Genomic DNA, 22955 nt, shown 5'->3' on the forward strand with positions numbered 1-22955 from the left:
GCGATTTCTACAGAATGGTACGGACGCGCCAGAGCTCGGGAAACAGCTCGACCTCCAGCATGCGCTTGAGATAGCTGACGCCACCGGTGCCGCCGGTGCCGCGCTTGAAGCCGATGACGCGCTCGACCGTCGTGACATGGTTGAAGCGCCAGCGCCGGAAATAGTCCTCGAAGTCGACCAGCTTCTCGGCAAGCTCGTAGAGCATCCAGTGCGTCTCCGGCGCTTCGTAGACAACACGCCAGGCCTGGAGCACGCCCTCGTTGAAGCTGTGGGTCTCGCGCACGTCGCGCGCCAGCACGGACGCGGGCATCTTGAGCCCGTTGCGGTCGGCGAGCCGCAGCACCTCGTCGTACAGGCTCGGCGTGGCAAGCTCGCCTTCGAGCAGCCTGGTCGTTTCCAGATCGTGCGCGTGCGGCCTGAGCATGGCATGGTTGCGGTTGCCGAGGAGAAATTCGATCAGCCGGTACTGACGTGACTGGAAGCCCGAGGACTGGCCAAGCTGCGAGCGGAAACGCGTGTACTCGCTGGGCGTCATGGTGCGCAGCACGTCCCAGGCATTGTTGAGCTGCTCGAAGATGCGCGACATCCGGGCCAGCATCTTCATCGCGGGCTGCACTTCGTCCCTGGCGATGGCGCGGCGCGCGGCGCTGAGCTCGTGGATGGCCAGCCGCATCCACAGCTCCGTGGTCTGATGCTGGATGATGAACAGCATCTCGTCATGGGCTTCCGAGAGCGGATGCTGCGCGCCGAGGATCGCATCCAGCGCCAGATAGTTGCCGTAGGACATACGCCGGACGAAATCGGTCTCGGCGCCTTCGCTGGTGGGATCGTAATCGCTGGACGTCATGGCAGGCCCTTTCGATCGATCAATCCTCGCCTCGTCAGTCGAGGCCGATCAGGCGCGCGGTGATCGGCGACGACGGATCCTTCAGTCCGTCGATCACGGTGAAATGGTTGAGCCCGGGATCGACGACGAGGCGCGTCGGCACGTCGAAGCCGGTCCAGACATTAGCCATCAGATCGGACTGGCGGATGAATTCCGGCCGCTCGGTGCCGCCCACCCATGCGGTGACAGGCGAATGCCCGCGCGGCAGATGCAGCGCCGCGCTTTCGAGCGTCGCCTCCTCCATGGTCATGCGCAGCGTCTCGTTCATCTTCGTCTTGAGCAGCGGTCGCAGATCGTGCAGCCCGCTGATCGAGAGCGTGCCGGCGACGCGGTTATAGACCGTGCCTTCGAGCCGGCTGTCGTCGCACAGCATGCGCGTGACGAGATGGCCGCCGGCGGAATGGCCGGCGAGCCGGATTGGCCCGGCGACGAGCGACGCCGCCTTGGCTATCGCGGCGCTGATTTCCGCAGTCATGTCGGAGATGCGTGCCGCGGGCGCCAGCGTGTAGCTCGGCAGCGCCACCGTCCAGCCGTGATGCCGCGCGCCTTCGGCAAGATCGGTCCAGGTCGATTTGTCGAAGCGCATCCAGTAGCCGCCGTGCACGAAGACGACGAGGCCCTTGCTGTCGCCGTCGGGCAAGATCAGGTCGAGACGCTGGCGCTCACCCGCGCCGTAGGCAATGTCCGAACGGAAGCCCTTCAGGCCGGCGCGGTAAGCCGCCGCCCGCTCCGCCCATTGCGCCGGCATCTTGTCCGAGCCCGGGATATGGGCCGAATTGGCATAAGCATCATCCCAATCGCGCATTGTTACTCCTTCGGCGGACTCAAGGCCTTGCGATCAGGCGCCAGTCTGCCACCAGCGGGGCCGGCATCCTAGTCTTTATTTTAAGCTTAAAGTATCTGGACGCGCTCGCGCTTCAGGCAGAAGTCACCCCCATTCCAGAAGCCGCAGAATGGGCAAAGCGACTTGTCCGCCGCAGATCGAAGAGCGAAGGCGGAAGCGTGCCAACTTTCTCGTGCGAGATGGAGGAAACATGGTGGACACGGCGCAAGGGCGCCCTTGCCCGCCCTGCGCCAGCAGCGAAGGCCGCCTCAGCTACGCCTTCTCCACCCCGCACCAATCCGCGATGAACAGGGCCATCGCCTTGGTCGACTTCTTCAGCGACTCCAGGTCGACGAATTCGTTGAAGCCGTGCATCTCGCCGCCGCTCGCGCCGAAGCACAGGCTTGGGATACCGTGATTGAGGCCGTAGAAACGGGTGTCGGTGAGCGCGGTGAAGACGAGATCTTCGACCTCGCCGCCATAGACGGTGTTGAAGGCCTTGCCGAACGTGGCCTCGGGCGCGGCGGCATCGGTCAGTTCATACCCCTCCGACAGGAAGCCCGACCATTCGATCTCCGGCGGATTGTTGGCGAGGAAGCGGTGGTTGCGTGCGGCAGCCGCAACGCAGGCTGCGATCTCCTTCTGGTGATCGGCGATCGACCAGCCCGGCAGGACGGCGATACGGCAATCGACGTCGCACCAGGCCGGCACGCTGGAAGCCCAGTCGCCGCCCTTGATGATGCCGGGATTGAAGTTGATGGGATGGTTCAACGTCTTGAAGTGCCGATCAGCTTTCGCGCGCTCGTTCCACTCGATCTCAAGCTTTTGCAGCGCCTGGATCAAATGATAGGCAGCCATGATGGCGTTCGCGCCGGAGCCGGCGAAGGCAACGTGGGTCGGATGGCCTTTCACGCGCAGGCGAAACCAGATCACACCGACCTGCGAGCGCACCATCTTGCCGCCGGTCGGTTCCGGGATGAAGCAGGCGTCGGCCCGATAGCCGCGCTGCAATGTCGAGAGAGCGCCGACGCCGGTGCTCTCCTCCTCGATCACGGACTGGAAGTGGATCCGCGCCGTCGGCCTGAAACCCGCCGCCTTGATCGCATCCAGCGCATAGAGCGCGCCGATCGTGCCCGACTTCATGTCGCAGGCGCCGCGGCCGAACATCTTGCCGTCCTTGATGACGGGCGAGAATGGCGGCGTGTCCCACAATTCCAGCGGCCCCGCGGGCACGACGTCGCAGTGGCCCTGAAGGATCAGCGATTTGCCGCCATTCGTTTGCGGACGGTAGGTGCCCACCACCGAGCGGGCCTTGGAGAAATCGTGCTCGATCGGACCGAAGCCGCGCAGATCCTTGAGATCGTCGACGTTGATATGCCAGTCGTCGACCTCATAGCCGCGCGCGCGCAGGAGGTCGCCGATCATGTCCTGGCACGGCCCCTCCGCCCCGCGGGTCGAAGGGATCGCGACGAAATCGCTTGTGGTCGCAAGCTGGGCTTCGAAGCCGGCATCGACGGCGTCGAGAATCCTCTGCTGCGTCTCGGCATTCATCAGGCTACTCCAATCGGGCGTTCAGATCATCGAAGGAGCGCAAGCTAGCTGATTTCAGCCGTTCGGGTACTCTGCAAAATAGGCATCCCGCAATGCATCTTCGAGCAGACGGCCTTCCGAATAGCCACTCAATGTCGCAGGCCGGTTCACGCCGTCGAGCAGCCGCGGGCAAGGTTCCGGCGCGCCGAGCACGGTGCGTACCGGAATGCGCTCGGCATAGATCGGCAATTCGTAGTCCTCGTCGTCATCGGCGACACCCTTGGCGCGGACCTTGGCCGAGGCCTCCTCGATCTCCATCGCTATGAAGGACGTCGCCTTGATCTCCTGCGTGTTGCTCTGACGCAGGCTCGCGGTGCGGTCCGGGAAAAAACGGTCGACCATCGCGATCACTGCCCGCTCCTTTTCCTCGGGATCAGTGACGAGATAGGCGGTGCCGAACGCCATCACGGCGCGGTAGTCGGCGGAATGGTTGAAGCCGCAGCGCGCCAGCACGAGGCTGTCGAGATGGGCGACCGTCAGGCACACGCGTTCGCCCCTGGTCTGGTTGCGCAGCATGCGACTCGCGCTCGAACCGTGCCAGTACAGCTTCGTTCCCTCGCGCCAGAAGAAAGTCGGCGTGCAATAGGGCTGACCGTCGATCACATAGGAGACATGGCACATCATCGACGAATCCAGAATACGATGAACGGTCCCGTGATCGTAAAAGCCGCGGTCGTGACGGCGCTTCACCTGGTTGCGCGCTGACGTCGGATAGGAATTCTGGCTTTCAGTCTGGCTCACGGCCGCTCCTGTCGGGATTGGAACAAATCCAGGAGAGTTGTAGCGGCCGATTTGGTCTGCGATAGTGCCAATTCCATGCGAAAAATTCCGACCAATTTCGTCCCCTCGCCGGCCAAGGCCGAACTGCCGCTCGACCTCACCGGCCCGCACATCACCGCGGGCGCGTCGTCGGCGCACCGGCTGTACCAGGCGCTGTGCGAGATGATCGTCTGTGGTCTCGTCAAGCCCGACGAACCGCTGCCGCCATCGCGGACGCTGGCCAAGCAGACCGGCTTCCGCCGCAACGCCGTCGTCACTGCCTATGAGCGGCTGATCGCCGACGGCTTTGCCGACGCGACCGTCGGCTCCGGCACCTTCGTCGCCGCGCGGATTCCGGCGCGCGCCGCCGAGCCGAAGAAGCCGAAGGCCGTGGTCGAAACACCCAGACAGGGCGCGTTCTCGCTCGGCTGCACCCATATCGACGAGCGCGCGGTGCAGCGTTTTCGCGCTTTCGTCGGCCGGCGCATGCGTGCCTTCGGATCGGAGCATCTGCACTATGGCGATCCGCGCGGCAGCCGCGAGCTGCGTGCCGCGATCGCCGATCATCTGCTGTCGGCACGTGGACTGCGCTGCGATCCGGATCAGATCATGCTGACGTCAGGCACGCTGCACGCGCTGCGCATTGTGCTAAGTGCGATCCTGAAGCCCAACGACCAGGTCTGGTGCGAGGACCCGGGTTACCCCGCCGCGCGAAAAACCATTTCGCATTGCGGTTATCGTGCCGTGCCCGTTCCCGTCGACGAACACGGGATACGTGTCGCCAGGGGCCGCACCGCCGCCTCGTCCGCACGCGCGGCCTATGTGACGCCATCGCACCAGTTTCCGCTGGGCGTGCAGATGTCGATGCCGCGACGGCTGGAACTGCTGGATTGGGCGAGGCAGGCCGGCGCCTTCGTGCTGGAGGACGACTACGACAGCGAGTTCCGCTACGACGGCGCGCCTCTGATGTCGCTTGCCGGCATCGATCATCTCCAGCGCGTGATCTACATGGGCACGTTCGCCAAGACGCTGTTTCCGGGCCTGCGCATCGGTTATTGCGCGCTGCCCGAGCGCCTGATCGCTGATGTCACCACCGCGCGCGCAGCGCTCGACCGGTTTCCCGGCACGCTGATGGAAGGCGCGGTGGCCGACATGCTTAATTCCGGCGCGTTCGCCGCGAACCTGAAGCGCGTGCGCAAGCTTTATCGCGAGGCGCGCGATGCGCTGGCTGAGACGCTGGAAGCAGCATCCGACGGTGCGCTGTCGGTGCCGGTACCGTCGCAAGGGCTGCACCTCGTCGCCCGGTTCGATCCATCGGTCGATCTTGCGGTCGCGGCACAGGCGAAGCAGGCCGCCGGCGCAGAAGGCTGGCTGCTCGCCGACACCTATTCCTGCGCAAATCCCCTGCCCGGTTTCGTGCTGGGATTTTCGGGGCACGCACTTCCGGGCCTTATCGCGTCCGCCAAACAGCTTGCCCGGGAATCGCGCGTTGTCTTGCGCGCGGCGAGCAGATCGGCCCGGCGGGCGTGACGAAGGTTCACTATCAGAATCGCGAGGCGATCCCTACATTGCGGCATCGATGCCGGAACCTTTCACCATGCTTCTACGCCGTGCTGCCAGCCTCTCGCTCCTGATCTCGATCGCGCTCACTGCGACGGCGCACGCCGTCACCGTCGGCCGTGAGCAGGACATCGTCGATCTCAAGCTCGGCCAGCGCGTGCAAGTGGATGACGGAACCTGCCCCGCCGGGCAGGTCAAGGAAGTGCGCGGTGCGAAAATGACCGACAAGGGCGTGGCGAGGACCAGTGCCTGCGTGCCGCGCTACGGTCCGAAATCGAAGTGATGATGGTTACGACTTCGCCGGGTCGAACATGCACTGCAAGGTCGGTTTGGCGATCTTGGTGAAGGTCGGGCCGATCTCGCTCTGCTTGGACGCCGGCACCCAATCGGTCTCGATCGTTGGCACACCGGTCTCGCTGATGCCGCGCAACAGCGCCTCGCGAAGATCGCGGTCCTCGACGGCCGCCGCAGCGTGATCATGCAGGCAGCTGCAGACCGCCTCGGGATGCTCCCAGCGCCCTAGCATCCGCGGCGCACACTGACGCACGAACTCGCTCCGGGGATCCGGTAGTCTGGAGGGAGCGCGCACCTGCGCATGGGCAGCACTGATCGTCAGGAGGGAAACGAACGCTGCAGCGCAGAACCGGACAATCATGATGGCCTTTATCGGCTGGTTGTTCTTGTGATTCCTCTTGGCTCTCGATCAGAAGCGCGCGGCGACCATGATCGGCTGCGGCGCTGTGGTGGTGACCGGCGAGCCGCTGTACTGGAAGGTGCCGACACCCGGGAGATTGCCGTCCGGCGCCCCCGCGAACGACGAGCCGGCGAGCACGAAACCGAAGGCAAGGATGAAGCTGAGCGCGCGCATGGTCTTGTCTCCCAATTCCGTGGCCGGCGGTGCGCCGTCGTCGTTGCGAAGCTGATAACCATGCGTCGTTTCGCGCGTGATGCACCAAAAGCGGAAAATGGTTTCGTCTTCGCGAGAATTGTTTCGTCGCACCCCGGGCGACGAAACATTCGGCGAAAAATCTCAATCTTTTCAGGCGGGTCGCACCGCGGATCAAAGTGGCGTGGCAAGCGCTGCTCGCGCTTGGAAGCAGACCTCACACTGCGCGCCGTCACACGCGCGCCTTCCGCACTTCACATGCATTTTACGTTTTTCTGCTGAAGAGAAGCCCAAACGGTGGCTGGGTCCTGTCGAACCGGGGGCGCTTCGGGTGCGACCGAACCATCGAAACCGAGAAGCCCGGAACCACCGGGCACGTTCAGTTGAGGGATGGCCATCATGATGGCGCAAGATCGTGCAGCGGCGCGCGAGGCGGACCTGCGGACCGACCGCGCCGACCAACACCCCATTCGCGGCCGCGTCGCCTCGGGCGGCGCGATGTCGCTGCAGTCAGGCCGCGGCTACGAAGCCGCGCCACAGGCATTCGTGCGGCTGACCGGCTCGCACCATGTAAAACCGCAGGCCAGCCGCGCCATCGTCACTGAGTGAATGCAAGCGCGTCACTGAGTGAAGAACTCGCCGCACTTCTGGATGTTTGCGTCAGCCGGTCCCCACGGCATGATCGGCACGGTCGAGGTCGAGTTCTTCGGCGAGCCCTCGATCAGCTTGTCCGAATAGACCATGTAGACCAGCACATTGCGCTTGGCGTCACAGCCGCGCACGATCTGCATCTTCTTGAAGAACAGCGAGCGGCGTTGGCGGAACATGTCGTCGCCCTGCTCCATCTTGTTCTTGAACTTGATCGGACCGACCTGGCGGCAAGCCAGCGAGATATCCGAGACCTCCTCGGCAAGACCGAGCCAGCCCTTGAAACCGCCCTTTTCCGGGATCGTAAAATGGCAGGCCACGCCCTCGACTTCAGGGTCATCGAGACCATAGGTCGCGAGCTTGTCATTCGGGCTCATCCATTTGAACACGGTTGAGCGGCGGAAGATCAGATCCGGTTCGTCAGCGGCGATTGCAGAGGTCGCTGGCACGGCCAGCAGCAGGAGGAATAAAACGAGGTCTTTCAAGCGGATGCCAGAAAGACCGGGGAAACGAGATGACATGAAGTTCTCCGGTAACAAGTCCTGGCAATGTAGGCATGCGACAGCCGGTCAGGAAGACGACCGGCAAGCCCATCACGGCCGCCGTTTACCGCTCCGTGAGGCTTTTTTGCTACGTGGTGGACAAAAGTCGCTGATGGCAGAACCGCCCTGCTGGTGAACGCGTATCCACTCTGCGAGACTAATGTCTGATTTGGATTATGGATTCGAAGATGAATAGCGTGAACGGGTCCGGTTTTTCTGCCAAGCCGACGCGGCTTTGGCAGGTCGCCATCTTGACGGCGGCGGCTGCGATCGGCACCGCAAGCCAGGCGGAAGCGGCGTTTTATTACTGGACGGATTATTCTGACGGGTCCTACGGACGGCAGGAGCGGCATTTTGAACAGCCGCGACAGAAGCCGCCGAAGCGCAGCGCCGCCAGCAAGAAGGCGGTCGTCGCCGAGAAGGAAGCCGGCACCAAGCCGCAAGGTCCGCTCATGATCGTCGTGTCGATCGACCGGCAGAAGGTGACGGTCTACGATACCAATGGCGTGTTCGCGGAATCCCCGGTGTCGACAGGCATGAAGGGCCATTCGACGCCGATGGGCGTGTTCAGCGTGATCCAGAAGCACAAATTCCATCATTCCAACATCTATAGCGGCGCGCCAATGCCGTACATGCAGCGGATCACCTGGTCCGGCATCGCCATGCATGCCGGCGTCCTCCCGGGCTATCCGGCCTCGCACGGCTGCATCCGCATGCCGATGGCGTTCGCGGTGAAGATGTGGAACTGGACCAAGATGGGCGCGCGCGTGATCGTCTCGCCCGGCCAGATGTCGCCGCAAAATTTCTCGCATCCCCTGCTCGCCTCGGTGCGCGTGCCGCCGCAGCCCGCCGCCAGCCTGGAGCCGCAGAGCAATGTCGGCGACAAGGCCGACAAGGGCGCCGCGCAAACCCAGGTCAGCGAAGCGAAGCCCGCCGAGACGAAGACCGCCAGCGCAGACGGCGTACCCGACCTGCGCTCCTCGGTCGGCCACACCGTGATGTCGGATGTGACCACCGGCAATGCACCCGCTCGAGAGGATACAGCCGCACCAGCCGACAAGGTTGAGGCAAAGTCTGAAAAGACCGCCGAGGCATCTGGCCCGGCCAAGCCGCAGTCCGAAGAAGCCGCCAAGCCCGCGGCCACCGAAGCAAAGCCCCCTGAAGCCGCAGAAGCGTCCCAGGCCGAGCCAACCAAGACCGAAGCAGCAAAGACTGGAGCCGCCGACACCGCGAAGAAGCCCGATGCGCCCGCTGTCGCACCGGCGCTCGCCGCCTCGCCCGACGTGAAGAAAGACGAGACCCGCATCGCCGATCCCGCGCCGGTGGCAAAGCCGGAAGTGCCCAAGCGGGCCGGCCAGATCGCCGTATTCATCAGCCGCAAGGATTCCAAGCTCTACGTGCGGCAGAACTTTGCGCCGCTGTTCGAGGTGCCCGTCACGATCGCTGCCAGCGAGCGGCCACTCGGCACCCACGTCTTCACCGCCGTGGTGGACAAGACCGACACCAATGCGCTGCGTTGGTCGGTGCTGTCGCTGCCGGTCTCCGCCCGCGCCGCCGCGCGCGACGACAACAGCCGCGTGACACGCCGTGGCGCCGCCATGATCCCCGTCGCCGCCAAGCCCGTTACAACCAAGCCCGTAGTCACGCCGGACAGCCCGGCCGAGGCACTCGACCGCATCTCGATCCCGGCCGACACCATGGCGAAGATCAACGAGATGCTGACATCCGGCGGCTCAATCATTGTCTCCGACCAGGGCATCAACCAGGGCGAGACCGGCGAAGGCACCGACTTCATCGTGCGCCTGTACTAGAGCGTTCTGAGCGAAGTGGATACCGGTTCGCGCAAAGAAAACGCGTCAAAGCAGGAATCTGTCACCTCGCCGCGTCCGATAACGCGGTGTTGAGCAGGCGCGCGGCGCCGACGCAGTAAACTGCGTCCCGGATCACGTCGGGGGACGTTGCCATGCTGGACCGTAGGACCATGCTCGCCGCGCTCGTCGCGACGACCGCATCTGCTGGACGCACCTTCGCCGAGGGCGGCATGAGCCGGATCTCGGCCTATGCCTTCTCGTTCCCTGCATTGTCCGGCGACGACCTCCGTCTTGCCGCTTTCACGGGCAAGCCGCTGCTGGTGGTCAACACCGCCTCGCTCTGCGGCTACACTCCGCAATATGCCGGCCTGCAAGAGCTCTGGACAGAGTTTCGCGAGCGCGGACTCACCGTGATCGGCGTGCCCTCGAACGATTTCGGTGGCCAGGAGCCCGGCGGCACGAGCGAAATCACGCAGACCGCGCACCACCAATACGGCGTTACCTTCCCGATCACTGCCAAGTCAGTCGTGGTCGGGGCGAAGGCGCATCCGTTCTACAAATGGGCTGCCGAGGCGCGCCCCCGCGAGGTTCCGCGCTGGAACTTCCACAAATACCTGATTGGCCGGGACGGCTATATTGCCGAGGTCTTTCCGTCTGCGGTCGATCCGACGGACACACGGGTCAAGACGGCGATTGCGAAGGCGCTGGCCGACAGCTGACACCCACAGCCCGCATCCGGTTGGGCACAATTGTGGCGGGGTGCCAAACAGCCGTTGCAATGACGAGGGCCCACCATCTAGGCTAGGACTATCAAGGGGCAGGATGGTTTTGCCAATGGCGAAAAGCCACGGCGAAACAACGGGATCAATCTCGAGGACATCACCATGCGTGTGGCGGCAGGACTGATTTTAGCAAGCGCGATGTCGGTTGCGATGGCAGGCGCAGCGTGGTCACAGGCCCCGGCAGCAAAACCCGCAGCCGCCACCCAAGCGGCACCGGCTGCAGCCCCCGCCGCAGCACCGGCGCCCGCTCCCGCGGCGGCAGTCGCTGCCCCAACGCAACCGGCCTTCCCGCCCCCGCCCAAACAGGCGCCCCAGCCCGCCCGCGCGGCCTGCAACACGCCCGGCGCTCTCGGGGTCGCCCGCACCGTCGAGATCGACACCACGGGTGGTCCCGGCTTCGGCTTCGAGCATTTCAAGGAGCTCGACTTCCTGCGCGACCACGAGGTCGTGCTGACCTTCGACGACGGCCCCTGGCCCAAGAACACACCCGCGGTGCTGAAGGCTCTCGCCGATGAATGCACCACCGGCATCTTCTTCTCCATCGGCAAGCACGCGACCTATGAGCCGGAGATCCTGAAGCAGGTCTACGCGGCCGGCCATACCGTGGGTGCGCACACCTGGTCGCACGCCAACCTCAACAACAAGAAGCTCACGGAAGCGCAGCGCAAGGACGAGATCGAGAAGGGATTCTCGGCAGTGAAGTGGGCGCTCGGCGGCATCTCGCCCTCGCCGTTCTTCCGCTTCCCGGCGCTCCAGCATCCGCCGGAGATGGTCACCTATCTCGGCAACCGCAACGTCGCGATCTTCTCCTGCGACATCGACTCCTTCGACTTCAAGGCCTCCAAGCCGGAGAAGGTGGTCGAGACCGTCATGAAGAAGCTCGACAGCAAGGGCAAGGGCATCATCCTGATGCACGACTTCCAGAAGCACACCGCGGAAGCCCTGCCCGAGCTGCTCAAGCGGTTGAAGGCCGGCGGCTACAAGGTGGTGGCGATGCGCGCCAAATTCCCGGCGTCGACACTGCCGGAATACGACCAGGAGCTGCTCAAGGACGTCAAGCTGCCGACGGTGAGCCAGCGCCCGGTCAATTCCGTGGTGACGACCGTTTCCGAATAGCCGGCAATTGTCCTTTCGTATCGAAGGCTACGTCATCGTCTCCGCGGACGGCATGCTCGCCGATCCGTCGCACATCATGCCTGAGACGTTGAAATTCGAGGGCGACAAGCTGTTCTTCGAGCAGGCGCTCGATCGCGCCGCCCTGATCGTGCATGGCCGCCGCTCGCATGAGGGCCAGCCGAATTCGCCCAAGCGCAAGCGGCTGATCCTGACCCGCAAGATCAAGGCGCTCACCGTCGACCCCGAGATGCCGAACGCCACCCTATGGAATCCGGATCACGCGAGTTTCGAAGAAGCCTGCGCCTTCGCCGACGTGGCTTCCGGCACCGTCGCGATCATTGGCGGCCCGGTCGTGTTCGACATGTTCATGGACCGCTACGACACGTTCTGGCTGTCGGAGGCCCCCCACGTGCGGCTGCCTGGCGGCGAAGGCTGCTTCGTCGGTGTGCCCCAGCGGACTCCGCATGAGGTGCTGTCGTCACACGGGATGAAACCGGGCGCGCCCTATACGCTCGACGCGGCGCATGAGGTCACCGTCACGCCGTGGCGCCGAAGCTGATCTGCGCTACGGCGCCGGAGGATAATAAGCCAGCACCCCGCGCAGCAGCCGCAGCGGCCTCGATTTGTAGAACCGCTGTGATCTCAAAAGCTAATCTGTGAACGACGGTTCATGCACTCGTCGTTAGGGGACGAGCCATCGACCGCTTTACACGTCCCCGTAGGCCGCCTCGGCCGGGCGCGTGGTGCGGCCGTAGCCCATGATCATGAACAGCGCGCCGATGATCGAGAGATTCTTGAGCGCGTCGACCAGCATCTTGGCGTTGTCGGGCGGCGCCTGGTTCCAGAAGTCATAGAACAGCGCGGTCGCGACCGCGACGTAGATGATCATGAGCAACGCGAAGAAGCGCGCGCCGAAGTTCAGCGCGATCATCAGCCCCGCGATGATCTCGAGCGCCCCGACCGCGATCGCCAGAAGCTGCGGCGTGGTCATGGCGGTCGCCGTCTCGATCTGCTTGGCGTAAGGCGCGATGACTTCCGGCACCACGAGCTTGGTGGCGATGAAGTCGGCCGTCGCCTGGATGGCAAAGAGCTTGGTCGCGCCCGTGTAGATGAACAGCACGGCGAACAGGATCCGTCCGAAAGTCACGAACGCTGGCATGATCGGCCTCTTGGCTCAGGCTTTCTGAAACGGGAATTTTGAAGAAAGCACCGAGCGATTATGAAGAGTCATGCGCCGGTTTACAAACGGGGAAATGCCGAACTGAAAGTAATTCAAAGTTGGCGGCGTTATGGCGCTCCCTAGCAGAATCGAACCAAGAGCGGCGAAGACAACGCTCTCGGCGTCATGGCCGGGCTTGACCCGGCCATCCACGACTTTCCTCGCGGCACAAAGAACGTGGATGCCCGGGACAAGCCCGGGCATGACGAATTTGTGGAACGACCGCGCCTCCGAGAAACGCCGGACGCGCGCCCCTACGTAAACAACGTCGGCTGCTGCCGCGAAGCGCGCTCCTGCGCTTCCACCACCGCAACTGCCGTCATGTTGAGGATGCCGCGCGCCGTCACCGACGGCGTGAGGATATGGGCGGGACGCGCCGGGCCGATCAGGATCGGGCCGACGGGGAGCGCATCCGCCAGCGACTTGATCATCTGATAGGCGACGTTGGCGGTGTCGAGGCTCGGCATGATCATGATGTTGGCCTCGCCCTCGAGCTTGGAGTGCGGCAGCACCATCTTTCGCGCAGCGGCGGAGAGCGCGGTGTCGCCCTGCATCTCGCCGTCGGCCTCGATCTCCGGATGCTTCTCCTTCAACAGCTGGGTCGCCCGGCGCATCTTGCGCGAAGACTCGGTGTCGTAGCTGCCGAAATCCGAGTGCGAGACGAAGGCGATCTTCGGCTTGATGTTGAAGCGCTGGACGTGGACCGCGGCAAGCGAGGCGATCTCGGCGAGCTCCTCGGCGCTCGGATTGGGCCGAACTTGCGTGTCGGCGATGAAGAAGGCGCCCTTGCTGGTGATCAGCAGCGCCAGTGCCGCGTAGTCGCTGATCCCAGGCGAGAAGCCGACGATCTCGCGGACATGGCGCAGATGGCTCATGTAGCGGCCCTCGACGCCGCAAAGCATCGCATCCGCCTCCCCGCGCGTTACCGCAAGCGCGGCGATCACCGTGTTGTTGGTGCGCACCACCGTGCGCGCGGCATCCGGCGTCACACCGCGGCGGCCGGCGACCTCGACATAGGACTGCACATAGGAGCGATAGCGCGGATCGTCCTCGGGATTGACGAGGTCGAAATCCTTGCCCGCCTTGATCGACAGGCCGAAGCGCTTGATGCGCGCCTCCACCACGGAGGGACGGCCGACCAGGATCGGCGTCGCCAGCTTCTCCTCCAGCACCACTTGTGTGGCACGGAGCACGCGCTCGTCCTCGCCTTCGGCATAGATCACGCGCACCGGCTGGGTCTTGGCCTTGGCGAACATCGGCTTCATGACGAGGCCGGAGCGGAAGGCGAAGCGCTCGAGCAGCGCGGTGTATTCGTCGAAATTGGTGATGGGCCGCGTCGCGACGCCCGACTCCATCGCGGCCTTCGCCACGGCCGGCGCGATGCGCAGGATCAGGCGCGGGTCGAACGGGCTCGGGATCAGCGAGCCCGGGCCAAAGCCCTGCGTTTCGCCGGAGTCAAAGCCTTGCGCCACCGCATCCGACGGCGCCTCGCGCGCGAGCTGCGCGATGGCTTCGACGGCGGCGTGCTTCATCTCCTCGTTGATGGCGCTGGCGCCGACGTCGAGCGCGCCGCGGAAGATGAAGGGGAAGCAGAGAACGTTGTTGACCTGGTTCGGATAGTCGGAGCGGCCGGTGCAGATCATGGCGTCGGGGCGCACCTTGCGCGCCTCCTCCGGCATGATCTCCGGGGTCGGATTGGCGAGCGCCATGATCAGGGGCTTGTCGCCCATCGCCTTGGCCATCTCCGGCTTGAGCACGCCGGGTGCCGAGAGCCCGATGAAGATGTCGGCGCCGCCGATGACGTCGCCAAGCGTCCGCTTGTCGGTCTTCTGCGCGTAGACCGCCTTCCAGCGATCCATCGTGGTGTTGCGGCCCTCATGCACGAGGCCGTCGATGTCGCAGACCCAGATGTTCTTGCGCTGCGCACCCATCGACACGAGCAGGTTCAGCGTCGCGATCGCGGCGGCCCCTGCTCCCGATGCCACGATCTTGACGTCGGATAGCTTCTTGCCATTCAGCCTGAGGCCGTTGGTGATGGCGGCGGCGACGATGATGGCGGTGCCGTGCTGGTCGTCATGGAAGACCGGGATCTTCATGCGCTGCTTGAGCTGCGCCTCGATCTCGAAGCATTCCGGACCGCGGATGTCCTCGAGATTGATGCCGCCGAAGGTCGGCTCGAGCGCCGCCACGGTCTCGACCACGCGGTCGATGGTGTCGGCAGCGATCTCGATATCGAACACGTCTATGCCGGCGAATTTCTTGAACAGGACGGCCTTGCCCTCCATCACCGGCTTGGAGGCCAGCGGGCCGATATTGCCGAGGCCGAGCACCGCGGTGCCGTTTGAGACCACAGCGACCAGATTGGCACGGGTGGTGAGCGTGGCGGCTTCCGCCGGGTTCTTGGCGATCTCGGTGCAGGCGGCGGCAACGCCCGGAGAATAGGCAAGCGCGAGGTCGCGCTGGTTGGCAAGCGGCTTGCTCGCCTGGATCTCGAGCTTTCCGGGGCGCGGCAGACGGTGATAGGCCAGCGCCGCCTGGTGGAGATCATCAGAAAAGGACGACATGCGGTCTCTTGCCTCGGGTTACCGGCCTCAAAGTGCCTCATCCGGAGCCGCCGTCCAAGCCGACGGTTATTTCCGGGTCGTGGAAACGGGATGAAGCACGCCGGGCGCCCCGGTGGCAACATCCGATTGCCGCCCCATCAACAGGGCGCATGTCAAATATCTGATAGCGCTAGCTTTCCCTGGACCGCGCGACGTTTCCCGAATATGGCAGGTTGCGCAGTGCAAAACGAGCAACTGGAGCTGGGAATGAAGCGGATCCTGATCGGCCTGATCGTGGCAGTCGTGTTTGCCGCGGGCGGATGGTTCGGCTTCAACCTCTACGCCAAGCATCGCGCCGCAGCCGAGATCGAGGCGGCCTTCGAGCAGATCCGCAGCAGTGGCGGCAAGGCGCGCCACGGCAAGGTCGCGTTCGACCTGATGAGCCGGACGCTGACCATCGAGGACATCGCGGTCACGCCCGGCAGCCAGCCGCAAGCGCAGGTCAAGATCGCCGGCATCAAGGGCACCGGCGTTCGCCGGATCGACGACATCAGGTTTTCGGCCGACAGCATCGACATCACCGGCCTCGACGTCACGCTGGATCAGGTCGGCCCCACCAAGGTGAAGGCGTCCTACAAGATCCCGCAACTGACGATGCGCGACTACGCCGGCCCCCTTCACACCGGGACGGCGCCGGCGAACGGCTCCCTTATCGACCTCTACCGCTACGTGCTCGGTCAATACGCGAGCGTCACGGCGACGTCGCTCACGGCGCCGACGCTGACGATGAGCTTCGATTCCGGCAGCGGTCCCGGCGGCAACGGCGAAATCACCTATTCCGGATTGACGATCCAGAATCTGAAGAACGGCAAGGTCGATGCGATGAAGGCCGACCGCGCCGCCGTCTCGGTCGACGTGAAGCAGCCGGGCAAGCCGGACAAGCTGACCGGCGAGCTGTCGAACGTCATCGTCAACGATTTCGATGCGACGGCGATCATCGCTGCGCTCGATCCAAAGACCAGCAGTGACGAGACCTATCATCGCGTCTACCGGCAGATCTCGGCCGGCCCCTACACGCTCAAATCGGCCCAGGGGATGCGTGTCGATATCGACGGCTTCGTGATGGAGGACATCGACGTGCAGCCGTCGAAATTCCGGCTGGCCGAGCTGTTTGCCGCGCTGCCGCAGGATCAATCCGCCGTTCCGACGCCGGCACAGTCGCGCGAGATGCTGGAGAAGATCGCCGGAGTCTATGAGGGTCTTCGCATCGGCAAGGCCGAGATCAGCAAGATTGCGATCGGCACGCCGCAGGGGACCGGTAGGGTCAACGCGATCAAATACCGCGAGGACGAGTTTGCGATCGAGGGCGTCGATACGCCGGCGCCGCAGGGGCAATTCAAGATGGAGCGCTTCGCGCTGAAGTCGTTCAGCGCGGCAAACCTAATGCGCTGGGCGGCGGGCCTCAGCAATCCCGGACAGACGCCCTCGCCGGATCAGGTACTGGGTCTATTCCGGGTGCTCGAAGGCGCCGAGATCAAGGGCGTGGTGTCGCCCTACAAGACCACGCGGCAGCTCGTCACCATCGACACGATTAGCCTGAACTGGGGACAGCTGGTCGGCTCGATCCCGAGCAAGGCCAATCTGGTCGTGAAGATGGTCACGCCCACCGATCCCACCAATCCGGCGCAACGGCCGCTCATCATGGCGGGCGTGGACAAGCTGGCGATCGATCTCGATCTCGGCGCCGCTTGGACGGAGTCGTCGGGCGCGTTTGCGCTTGCACCCGCCACCATCGATCTCGGCAATCTCGCCAAGGCGCAGGCCCGCTTCGCGCTCGCCAACGTGCCGCGCGGCCTGTTCACGACCGACCCGGTGCAGGTCATGGGCCAGGCGGCGCAGGTCGAGACCGGTGCGATCGAGCTCTCCCTGCGCGACAGCGGCGTCGTCGATCTGATCGTGGCGCAGTTCTCGCGCATGCAGAATGTCAGCCGCGACGCCGGCCGCAGCGCCATCGCCGAGATGATCCGGGCGCAGGGCGAGAAGGTCACCGCCGCCAATCTCGATGCCAAAGCGGCGGTCGATGCGCTCGCCGGCTTCGTCGAGACCTCAGGTCAAACGCTCACCATCAAGCTCACGCCGCTCGGCAAGGTGCCGGTGCTTCAGCTCATGGACGTGCTGAACAGCGAACCGATCGTCGCGCTGGCGCAGTTCAAGATCGAGGCGTCGACGGGGTTGTAGGGCGCTACGCGTAACTCTCACCTTGTCATTGCGAGGAGCTCTTGCGACGAAGCAATCCAGAGTCCCTCCGCGGAGGGACTCCGGATTGCTTCGCTGCGCTCGCAATGACGATGCGGAGAGAGCTGAAGCGATATCGGATGTAGGGTGGGCAAAGCGAAGCGTGCCCACATCTTCGTTGGGATCAACGAGAGCCGGTGGGCACGGCGCTATGCGCCATTGCCCACCCTACTGTGCGCCGGGGCACGCACGACCTCACTTCTGCGGCAGGTTTACCCGCACATGCAGCTCGCGGAGCTGTTTTGTCGTGGCGTCTGACGGCGCACCCATCAGCAGATCCATGGCCTGCTGGTTCATCGGGAACAGCGAGATCTCGCGCAGATTGTTGGTGCCGCACAGAAGCATCACGATGCGGTCGACGCCCGCGGCCATGCCGCCATGCGGCGGCGCGCCGTACTGGAAGGCGCGGTACATGCCGCCGAACCGGTCGACCACTTCCTGCTCGCCATAGCCGGCGATCTCGAACGCCTTCACCATCGCTTCCGGCACATGGTTGCGGATGCCGCCCGAGGCGATCTCGTAGCCGTTGCAGGTGATGTCGTACTGGAACGCCTTGATGGTCAGCGGGTCCTGGCCCTTCAGCGCATCGAGACCGCCCTGCGGCATCGAGAACGGGTTGTGCGAGAAGTCGACCTTCTTGTCGTCCTCGTTGTACTCGTACATCGGGAAGTCGACGATCCAGGCGAGCTCGAACCGCTCCTTGTCGGTGAGGTTCAATTCCTCGCCGACCTTGTTGCGGGCAAGGCCGGAGAATTTCCAGAACTTGTCGGGGTCGCCGGCGACGAAGAAGGCGGCATCGCCTTCCTTGACGCCGATCTGCGCGCGGATCGCAGCGGTGCGCTCAGGCCCGATGTTGTTGGCAAGCGGACCGGCACCCTCGCCGCCCTCACGCCACATGATGTAGCCGAGGCCCGGCTGGCCCTCGCCCTGCGCCCACGAATTCATGCGGTCACAGAATGCGCGACTGCCGCCGCCCGGTGCCGGGATCGCCCAGACCTGGTTCTTGGGATCTTCGAGCATGCGCGCGAAGACCTTGAAGCCGGAGCCGCGGAAGTGCTCGGAGACGTCCTGCATCTCGATGGGATTGCGCAGGTCCGGCTTGTCGCTGCCGTATTTGCGCAGCGCTTCGGCGAACGGGATGCGACGCCAGTTCTTGCTCACCGGTTTGCCCCTGGCGAACTCCTCGAACACGCCGGTGATGACGGGCTCCATCGCCGCGAACACGTCCTCCTGCGTGACAAAGCTCATCTCGACGTCGAGCTGGTAGAACTCGCCGGGCAGACGGTCGGCGCGCGGGTCCTCGTCGCGGAAGCAGGGCGCGATCTGGAAGTAACGGTCGAAGCCCGACATCATCAGCAGTTGCTTGTACTGCTGCGGCGCCTGCGGCAGCGCGTAGAACTTGCCGGGATGGATGCGCGAGGGCACCAGGAAGTCGCGCGCGCCTTCCGGCGACGAAGCGGTCAGGATCGGGGTGTTGAACTCGAAGAAGCCCTGCCCCTCCATCCGCCTGCGCATCGACTTGATGATTTCGACGCGCGTCATGATGTTCTGGTGCAGCTTCTCACGACGCAGGTCGAGGAAGCGGTACTTCAGGCGGATGTCCTCAGGGTATTCCTGATCGCCGAACACCGGCAGCGGCAGGTCGCCGGCCGGGCCCAGCACCTCGATCTCGCTGACATAGATCTCGATCTTGCCGGTCGGCAGCTCGTCATTGTCGGTACCTGCGGGGCGGCGGCGGGCCTTGCCGTCCATCCGCACCACGAATTCCGAGCGCAGCTTCTCGGCCTGCGAGAACGCCGGCGAGTCCGGATCGACCACGCACTGGGTCAGGCCGTAGTGGTCGCGCAGGTCGATGAACAGCACGCCGCCATGGTCGCGAACGCGATGGACCCAGCCCGAGAGGCGAACTGTTTCGCCGATGTTGCTCTCGCGGAGCGCGCCGCATGTATGTGACCGGTAGCGATGCATGGTCGTCCCAAAATCAATGTCGGAGGAAGCGAATCGGACGGCCTGAAACGACCGGTCCGAAGTTGCGGCAGGGTTTACCCGACGAGACCGGGGGCGGCAACCAAGGGAACGGCCCGTTTTGGGCCCGGAAGGCGCAATTTTAGCCGATCTGGCCTCAAGCCTTTGCCATCAGGCGTTCCCCCCCTATCTTTACCTCCATGACCGTCCATTTCCCCTTCCAGAACTCCTATTCGGCACTGCCGGACAACTTCTTTGCCCGCGTCGCGCCGACCCCTGTGGCCGCCCCCCGGCTGATCAAGCTGAACCGGCCCCTGGCAGCCCTGCTCGGGCTCGACCCTGATATGCTGGAGACCCCTGAGGGTGCCGAAATCCTAGCCGGCAAGACGGTTCCCGCCGGCGCCGATCCCATCGCCATGGCCTATGCCGGCCACCAGTTCGGGCAATTCGTGCCCCAACTCGGCGATGGGCGGGCAATCCTGCTCGGCGAGGTCATCGACAAGAACGGCGTCCGCCGCGACATCCAGCTCAAGGGCTCGGGTCCCACCCCGTTCTCCCGCCGCGGCGATGGCCGCGCGGCGCTCGGACCGGTGCTGCGCGAATACATCGTCAGCGAGGCCATGTTCGCGCTCGGCATCCCGACCACGCGCTCGCTCGCCGCCGTCGTCACCGGCGAGCACGTCATTCGCGAGACCGCGCTGCCCGGCGCAGTGCTGACGCGCGTCGCCGCGAGCCATATCCGCGTCGGCACCTTCCAGTTCTTCGCCGTCCGCCGCGACACCGAGGCGCTTCGTCGTCTGGCCGAGCACGTCATTACCCGGCATTATCCGGACCTGCTGCATGCTGAGCGGCCCTATCACGCGCTGCTCGCCGCCGTCGTCGCACGCCAGGCCGATCTCGTCGCACGCTGGCTGCTGGTCGGCTTCATCCACGGCGTGATGAACACCGACAACAGCTCAATCTCGGGCGAGACCATCGACTACGGCCCCTGCGCCTTCATGGACGCCTACAATCCCGCGCAGGTGTTCTCCTCGATCGACGAGATGGGCCGCTACGCCTATGCCAACCAGCCGCGCATCGCGCTGTGGAATCTGACCCGGCTCGCCGAGTGCCTGCTGCCGCTGTTCTCGGACGACCAGGAGAAGGCCGTGGCGGAAGCCCAGGACATTCTCGGCGCCTTCGCCGAGACGTTCAGCACCGCCTATCAGGCGGGCCTGCGCAAGAAGGTCGGCCTGTTCAGGGAGCGCGATGGTGACGAGGCGCTGATCCAGGACCTGCTCGATGCCATGGCGAAGAACCAGGCCGACTTCACCCTCACCTTCCGCAAGCTGTGCGATGCCGCGGCTGACGAGGCCGGCATCTCCGACGTCCGCGCGCAGTTCATGGATCCCTCAGCCTTCGACGACTGGGCCAAGCGCTGGCGCGAGCGCACCGCGCTGGAGCCGCAAGCCGCCACCGAGCGGCAGTCCGCCATGCACGCCGTCAACCCGATCTTCATCCCGCGCAACCACCGCGTCGAGGCCGTGATCCAGGCCGCGGTGAATGACGACAATTACGCGCCCTTCGAGGAGCTGGTGAAGGTGCTGGCGAAGCCGTACGAGGACCAGCCCGAGCACGCGGCCTACGCCGATCCACCGCTGCCAGACCAGCGCGTGTTGCGGACGTTTTGCGGGACGTGAGCCACGTCTCGCCTGCCCCCTACTTCGTCGCCTTCCTCACCCCGCCGAACGATGCCGCGTCGAACTTCTGCGGATCGACGGCATCGTAGCGTGACCACTCCATATCAGGCATTTTGCCATAGCGTTCGGCCCAGTCCTTGTTTTCCGTCGTCGTGCCGGGTGCGACGGGCCGGAGCTCGAAATGCAGCACCGTGTTTGGGCCGATCTCGCCGATCGTATCCCTTGCCTTGACGGCCGCCCCGACCTCGAGTGCCTCTCCTTTCGGCCCATTGATGCGGCCGAGTTGGATGTAGCGCGTGTAGACGATGCGGCCGTTGGGAAAGGTGTGCTTGAGCACCACATAGCGGCCGCAACCACCGATCACAGGGAGATCGGCCGGCGCCTGTTCGCTGTTCTCGATCTTGACGACGATGCCGTCTGCCATCGCCACTGGGAGGCCCGGCGCGTCCACGGTGAAGTCTTGGCCGGGATGCTCATCGTGGGTCCAGCATCCGCAGGAGGTCACCGTCTTGTCCGCCGGCTTGTCGGCGCGCGGAAAGCTGCGCGGGATCAGGAATTCATTGACCAGAAGTCCTGGCCCCTCCGGCGACGTGAAGGCATGGATCGCGTAAAGCGACAGCTTTTCCCCGACCGGTACCTCGCTCGGCAGGAAGCCGTAGACCACGTCCTGGATGAAGACCCTGAGCTCGCGCCCCTGGATGGAGCGCACGGGGCAATCCCGGCTCGCGGAGGATACGCGACGTCAACATTCGAAAAATCTCGTGATGCAAATTCGATGGGCAGTCCGAGCAAACCATGACCGCATCTTCGCGGCAAGGTAGATCGCGCCTGCGACCTCAATCAGGAGAGGATTCCGGGCTTTGGCCGCCCGTCCACGCCATTCCCACATCTTCAACGTACCGCGGGAACCGCTGTCATCAAACTGAAACACTCGCGCTCTAACGGCCTGTCAGGGTCGTCCTGCCGGAGGCGCCCACCCTCCAACAGTCCTGACAAGCCATGCCCTTCAAGTTCATCCACATCACCGACACGCATCTCGCGAATCCCGGGCTGAAACTCTACGGCCTCGATCCGCGCGCTCGGCTGGACGCGGCGATTGCCGACATCAACAAGCGCCAGCCCGACGCCGCCTTCGCGGTCGTGACCGGCGATCTCACCCATTGGGGCGAGCCGGAATCCTATGCGAATTTCGCTGAAGCGACGGCCGCGCTGAAAATCCCGTACATCGCCATGGTCGGCAATCACGACAAGCGCGTGGCCTGCCTCGACAGCCTGAAGGCGGCGCCGCGCGATCCGAATGGTTTTGTGCAGGGCACCCGCACCACCGAGCACGGCCTGTTCGTCTTCCTCGACACGCTGGACGAGACCAGCCATGCCGGCGAGATGTGCGCAAAACGTTTCGACTGGCTAGCGAAGACGCTCGCAGCCGCGCCCACCGACCAGCAATTCGTCGTCTTCATGCATCATCCGCCCTTCCCGGTCGGCGTCCACGCGATGGACGAGATCGCGCTGAAGCAGAGCGCCGAATTCGCCGAAGTGATCGCGCCCTACCGCGCGCGCATCCGCCACCTCTTCTTCGGCCACGTGCACCGGCCGATCTTCGGCAGCTACGGCAATATCCCGTTCTCGACGCTGCGCGGCACCAACCATCAGGTCTGGTTCGAGCTTGACGCCACCGCCGCCGATCATCTCGCCAGCCATGAGCCGCCGGCCTATGGCGTGGTGCTGATCGACGGAGAGAACCTGGTCGTGCACAGCCACGATTTCCTCGACACCAGTCTGCGCTTCCCCTTCGAGCCACCGGCGGGAGTGGACGGCCGCGACTATGCGCTCAATTTCCCGGCGCGGTGA

Annotated in this window: 21 protein-coding genes; 10 read left to right on the plus strand and 11 right to left on the minus strand. The window is 64.5% G+C overall.

Annotation, left to right across the window (positions count from 1 at the left end; all coding sequences use genetic code 11):
* Positions 1-7: 7 nt before the first annotated feature.
* The 4 genes from kynA to JQ627_RS21985 all read right to left on the minus strand — a co-directional run bounded on the left by kynA (position 8) and on the right by JQ627_RS21985 (position 4040).
* Complete coding sequence (kynA, locus tag JQ627_RS21970) at positions 8-847, minus strand: tryptophan 2,3-dioxygenase (RefSeq protein ID WP_212486226.1); 840 nt, start codon at positions 845-847, stop codon at positions 8-10.
* Between the two features lie 34 nt (positions 848-881).
* Positions 882-1691: an alpha/beta hydrolase gene (locus JQ627_RS21975; protein ID WP_212486227.1), complete on the minus strand. Its 810-nt coding sequence runs from the start codon at positions 1689-1691 to the stop codon at positions 882-884.
* Between the two features lie 291 nt (positions 1692-1982).
* Entirely contained in the window at positions 1983-3260 is a 1278-nt protein-coding gene (locus tag JQ627_RS21980) for an ArgE/DapE family deacylase (RefSeq protein ID WP_212486228.1), read from the minus strand.
* Between the two features lie 54 nt (positions 3261-3314).
* A complete protein-coding gene (locus JQ627_RS21985; RefSeq protein ID WP_212486229.1) occupies positions 3315-4040 on the minus strand; it encodes a pyridoxamine 5'-phosphate oxidase family protein in 726 nt (241 codons plus the stop codon).
* A gap of 75 nt (positions 4041-4115) precedes the next feature.
* On the opposite strand from JQ627_RS21985, the gene JQ627_RS21990 reads away from it, so the two are divergent.
* A complete protein-coding gene (locus tag JQ627_RS21990; protein ID WP_212486230.1) occupies positions 4116-5588 on the plus strand; it encodes a PLP-dependent aminotransferase family protein in 1473 nt (490 codons plus the stop codon).
* A gap of 67 nt (positions 5589-5655) precedes the next feature.
* A complete protein-coding gene (locus JQ627_RS21995) occupies positions 5656-5901 on the plus strand; it encodes a DUF6719 family protein (protein WP_212486231.1) in 246 nt (81 codons plus the stop codon).
* Positions 5902-5907: 6 nt separating this feature from the next.
* Here JQ627_RS21995 and JQ627_RS22000 read toward each other — a convergent pair whose 3' ends face one another.
* On the minus strand, positions 5908-6273 hold the full coding sequence (locus tag JQ627_RS22000; RefSeq protein WP_212486232.1) for a hypothetical protein: 366 nt from the start codon (positions 6271-6273) through the stop codon (positions 5908-5910).
* 48 nt (positions 6274-6321) lie between these two features.
* Entirely contained in the window at positions 6322-6486 is a 165-nt protein-coding gene (locus JQ627_RS22005; RefSeq protein ID WP_212486233.1) for a hypothetical protein, read from the minus strand.
* Between the two features lie 417 nt (positions 6487-6903).
* Here JQ627_RS22005 and JQ627_RS22010 point away from each other — a divergent pair, with 417 nt between their 5' ends.
* The gene (locus JQ627_RS22010) at positions 6904-7113 is read left to right on the plus strand and encodes a hypothetical protein (protein WP_212486234.1); all 210 of its coding nucleotides are present in this window, start codon (positions 6904-6906) and stop codon (positions 7111-7113) included.
* An 11-nt stretch (positions 7114-7124) separates the two neighbouring features.
* Here JQ627_RS22010 and JQ627_RS22015 read toward each other — a convergent pair whose 3' ends face one another.
* Positions 7125-7673, minus strand: coding sequence for a CreA family protein (locus tag JQ627_RS22015; protein WP_212486235.1), 549 nt, complete (start codon positions 7671-7673; stop codon positions 7125-7127).
* Between the two features lie 209 nt (positions 7674-7882).
* On the opposite strand from JQ627_RS22015, the gene JQ627_RS22020 reads away from it, so the two are divergent.
* From JQ627_RS22020 to JQ627_RS22035, 4 genes are all read left to right on the plus strand, one after another.
* A complete protein-coding gene (locus tag JQ627_RS22020) occupies positions 7883-9505 on the plus strand; it encodes a L,D-transpeptidase family protein (protein ID WP_212486236.1) in 1623 nt (540 codons plus the stop codon).
* Between the two features lie 152 nt (positions 9506-9657).
* The gene (locus JQ627_RS22025; RefSeq protein ID WP_212486237.1) at positions 9658-10224 is read left to right on the plus strand and encodes a glutathione peroxidase; all 567 of its coding nucleotides are present in this window, start codon (positions 9658-9660) and stop codon (positions 10222-10224) included.
* A 165-nt stretch (positions 10225-10389) separates the two neighbouring features.
* Positions 10390-11403, plus strand: coding sequence for a polysaccharide deacetylase family protein (locus tag JQ627_RS22030; RefSeq protein WP_212486238.1), 1014 nt, complete (start codon positions 10390-10392; stop codon positions 11401-11403).
* A gap of 7 nt (positions 11404-11410) precedes the next feature.
* Positions 11411-11962 (plus strand): dihydrofolate reductase, encoded by a 552-nt coding sequence (locus JQ627_RS22035; protein WP_212486239.1) that lies wholly within the window; start codon positions 11411-11413, stop codon positions 11960-11962.
* A 147-nt stretch (positions 11963-12109) separates the two neighbouring features.
* Here JQ627_RS22035 and JQ627_RS22040 read toward each other — a convergent pair whose 3' ends face one another.
* Together JQ627_RS22040 and JQ627_RS22045 are read right to left on the minus strand one after the other, a co-directional pair.
* Positions 12110-12562 (minus strand): DoxX family protein, encoded by a 453-nt coding sequence (locus JQ627_RS22040; protein ID WP_212486240.1) that lies wholly within the window; start codon positions 12560-12562, stop codon positions 12110-12112.
* Positions 12563-12876: 314 nt separating this feature from the next.
* Positions 12877-15186 (minus strand): NADP-dependent malic enzyme, encoded by a 2310-nt coding sequence (locus tag JQ627_RS22045; RefSeq protein ID WP_212486241.1) that lies wholly within the window; start codon positions 15184-15186, stop codon positions 12877-12879.
* A 246-nt stretch (positions 15187-15432) separates the two neighbouring features.
* Here JQ627_RS22045 and JQ627_RS22050 point away from each other — a divergent pair, with 246 nt between their 5' ends.
* Positions 15433-17403: a hypothetical protein gene (locus JQ627_RS22050; protein ID WP_212486242.1), complete on the plus strand. Its 1971-nt coding sequence runs from the start codon at positions 15433-15435 to the stop codon at positions 17401-17403.
* Positions 17404-17655: 252 nt separating this feature from the next.
* Here JQ627_RS22050 and aspS read toward each other — a convergent pair whose 3' ends face one another.
* Positions 17656-19428: an aspartate--tRNA ligase gene (gene aspS, locus JQ627_RS22055; RefSeq protein ID WP_212486243.1), complete on the minus strand. Its 1773-nt coding sequence runs from the start codon at positions 19426-19428 to the stop codon at positions 17656-17658.
* A gap of 197 nt (positions 19429-19625) precedes the next feature.
* Here aspS and JQ627_RS22060 point away from each other — a divergent pair, with 197 nt between their 5' ends.
* The gene (locus tag JQ627_RS22060) at positions 19626-21104 is read left to right on the plus strand and encodes a YdiU family protein (protein WP_212486244.1); all 1479 of its coding nucleotides are present in this window, start codon (positions 19626-19628) and stop codon (positions 21102-21104) included.
* Between the two features lie 19 nt (positions 21105-21123).
* Here the strand turns inward: JQ627_RS22060 and JQ627_RS39125 are convergent, their stop codons facing one another.
* A complete protein-coding gene (locus JQ627_RS39125) occupies positions 21124-21813 on the minus strand; it encodes a M23 family metallopeptidase (RefSeq protein ID WP_212486245.1) in 690 nt (229 codons plus the stop codon).
* A gap of 290 nt (positions 21814-22103) precedes the next feature.
* Between JQ627_RS39125 and JQ627_RS22070 the strand changes: the two genes are divergently transcribed.
* Complete coding sequence (locus JQ627_RS22070; protein ID WP_212486246.1) at positions 22104-22955, plus strand: phosphodiesterase; 852 nt, start codon at positions 22104-22106, stop codon at positions 22953-22955.

This window comes from Bradyrhizobium liaoningense (assembly GCF_018130785.1).
Classification (GTDB): domain Bacteria; phylum Pseudomonadota; class Alphaproteobacteria; order Rhizobiales; family Xanthobacteraceae; genus Bradyrhizobium; species Bradyrhizobium liaoningense_A.

Bases quoted from the DNA above. Each gene is read 5' to 3' on its own strand.
- JQ627_RS22050 (WP_212486242.1), top strand. From the start codon at position 15,433: ATGAAGCGGATCCTGATCGGCCTGATCGTGGCAGTCGTGTTTGCCGCG.
- JQ627_RS22030 (WP_212486238.1), top strand. From the start codon at position 10,390: ATGCGTGTGGCGGCAGGACTGATTTTAGCAAGCGCGATGTCGGTTGCG.
- JQ627_RS21975 (WP_212486227.1), bottom strand. From the start codon at position 1,691: ATGCGCGATTGGGATGATGCTTATGCCAATTCGGCCCATATCCCGGGC.
- JQ627_RS21980 (WP_212486228.1), bottom strand. From the start codon at position 3,260: ATGAATGCCGAGACGCAGCAGAGGATTCTCGACGCCGTCGATGCCGGC.
- JQ627_RS22005 (WP_212486233.1), bottom strand. From the start codon at position 6,486: ATGCGCGCGCTCAGCTTCATCCTTGCCTTCGGTTTCGTGCTCGCCGGC.
- JQ627_RS22025 (WP_212486237.1), top strand. From the start codon at position 9,658: ATGCTGGACCGTAGGACCATGCTCGCCGCGCTCGTCGCGACGACCGCA.
- kynA (WP_212486226.1), bottom strand. From the start codon at position 847: ATGACGTCCAGCGATTACGATCCCACCAGCGAAGGCGCCGAGACCGAT.
- JQ627_RS22045 (WP_212486241.1), bottom strand. From the start codon at position 15,186: ATGTCGTCCTTTTCTGATGATCTCCACCAGGCGGCGCTGGCCTATCAC.
- JQ627_RS22040 (WP_212486240.1), bottom strand. From the start codon at position 12,562: ATGCCAGCGTTCGTGACTTTCGGACGGATCCTGTTCGCCGTGCTGTTC.
- aspS (WP_212486243.1), bottom strand. From the start codon at position 19,428: ATGCATCGCTACCGGTCACATACATGCGGCGCGCTCCGCGAGAGCAAC.
- JQ627_RS21990 (WP_212486230.1), top strand. From the start codon at position 4,116: ATGCGAAAAATTCCGACCAATTTCGTCCCCTCGCCGGCCAAGGCCGAA.
- JQ627_RS21995 (WP_212486231.1), top strand. From the start codon at position 5,656: ATGCTTCTACGCCGTGCTGCCAGCCTCTCGCTCCTGATCTCGATCGCG.
- JQ627_RS22020 (WP_212486236.1), top strand. From the start codon at position 7,883: ATGAATAGCGTGAACGGGTCCGGTTTTTCTGCCAAGCCGACGCGGCTT.
- JQ627_RS22015 (WP_212486235.1), bottom strand. From the start codon at position 7,673: ATGTCATCTCGTTTCCCCGGTCTTTCTGGCATCCGCTTGAAAGACCTC.
- JQ627_RS22000 (WP_212486232.1), bottom strand. From the start codon at position 6,273: ATGATTGTCCGGTTCTGCGCTGCAGCGTTCGTTTCCCTCCTGACGATC.
- JQ627_RS22060 (WP_212486244.1), top strand. From the start codon at position 19,626: ATGACCGTCCATTTCCCCTTCCAGAACTCCTATTCGGCACTGCCGGAC.
- JQ627_RS22070 (WP_212486246.1), top strand. From the start codon at position 22,104: ATGCCCTTCAAGTTCATCCACATCACCGACACGCATCTCGCGAATCCC.
- JQ627_RS22010 (WP_212486234.1), top strand. From the start codon at position 6,904: ATGATGGCGCAAGATCGTGCAGCGGCGCGCGAGGCGGACCTGCGGACC.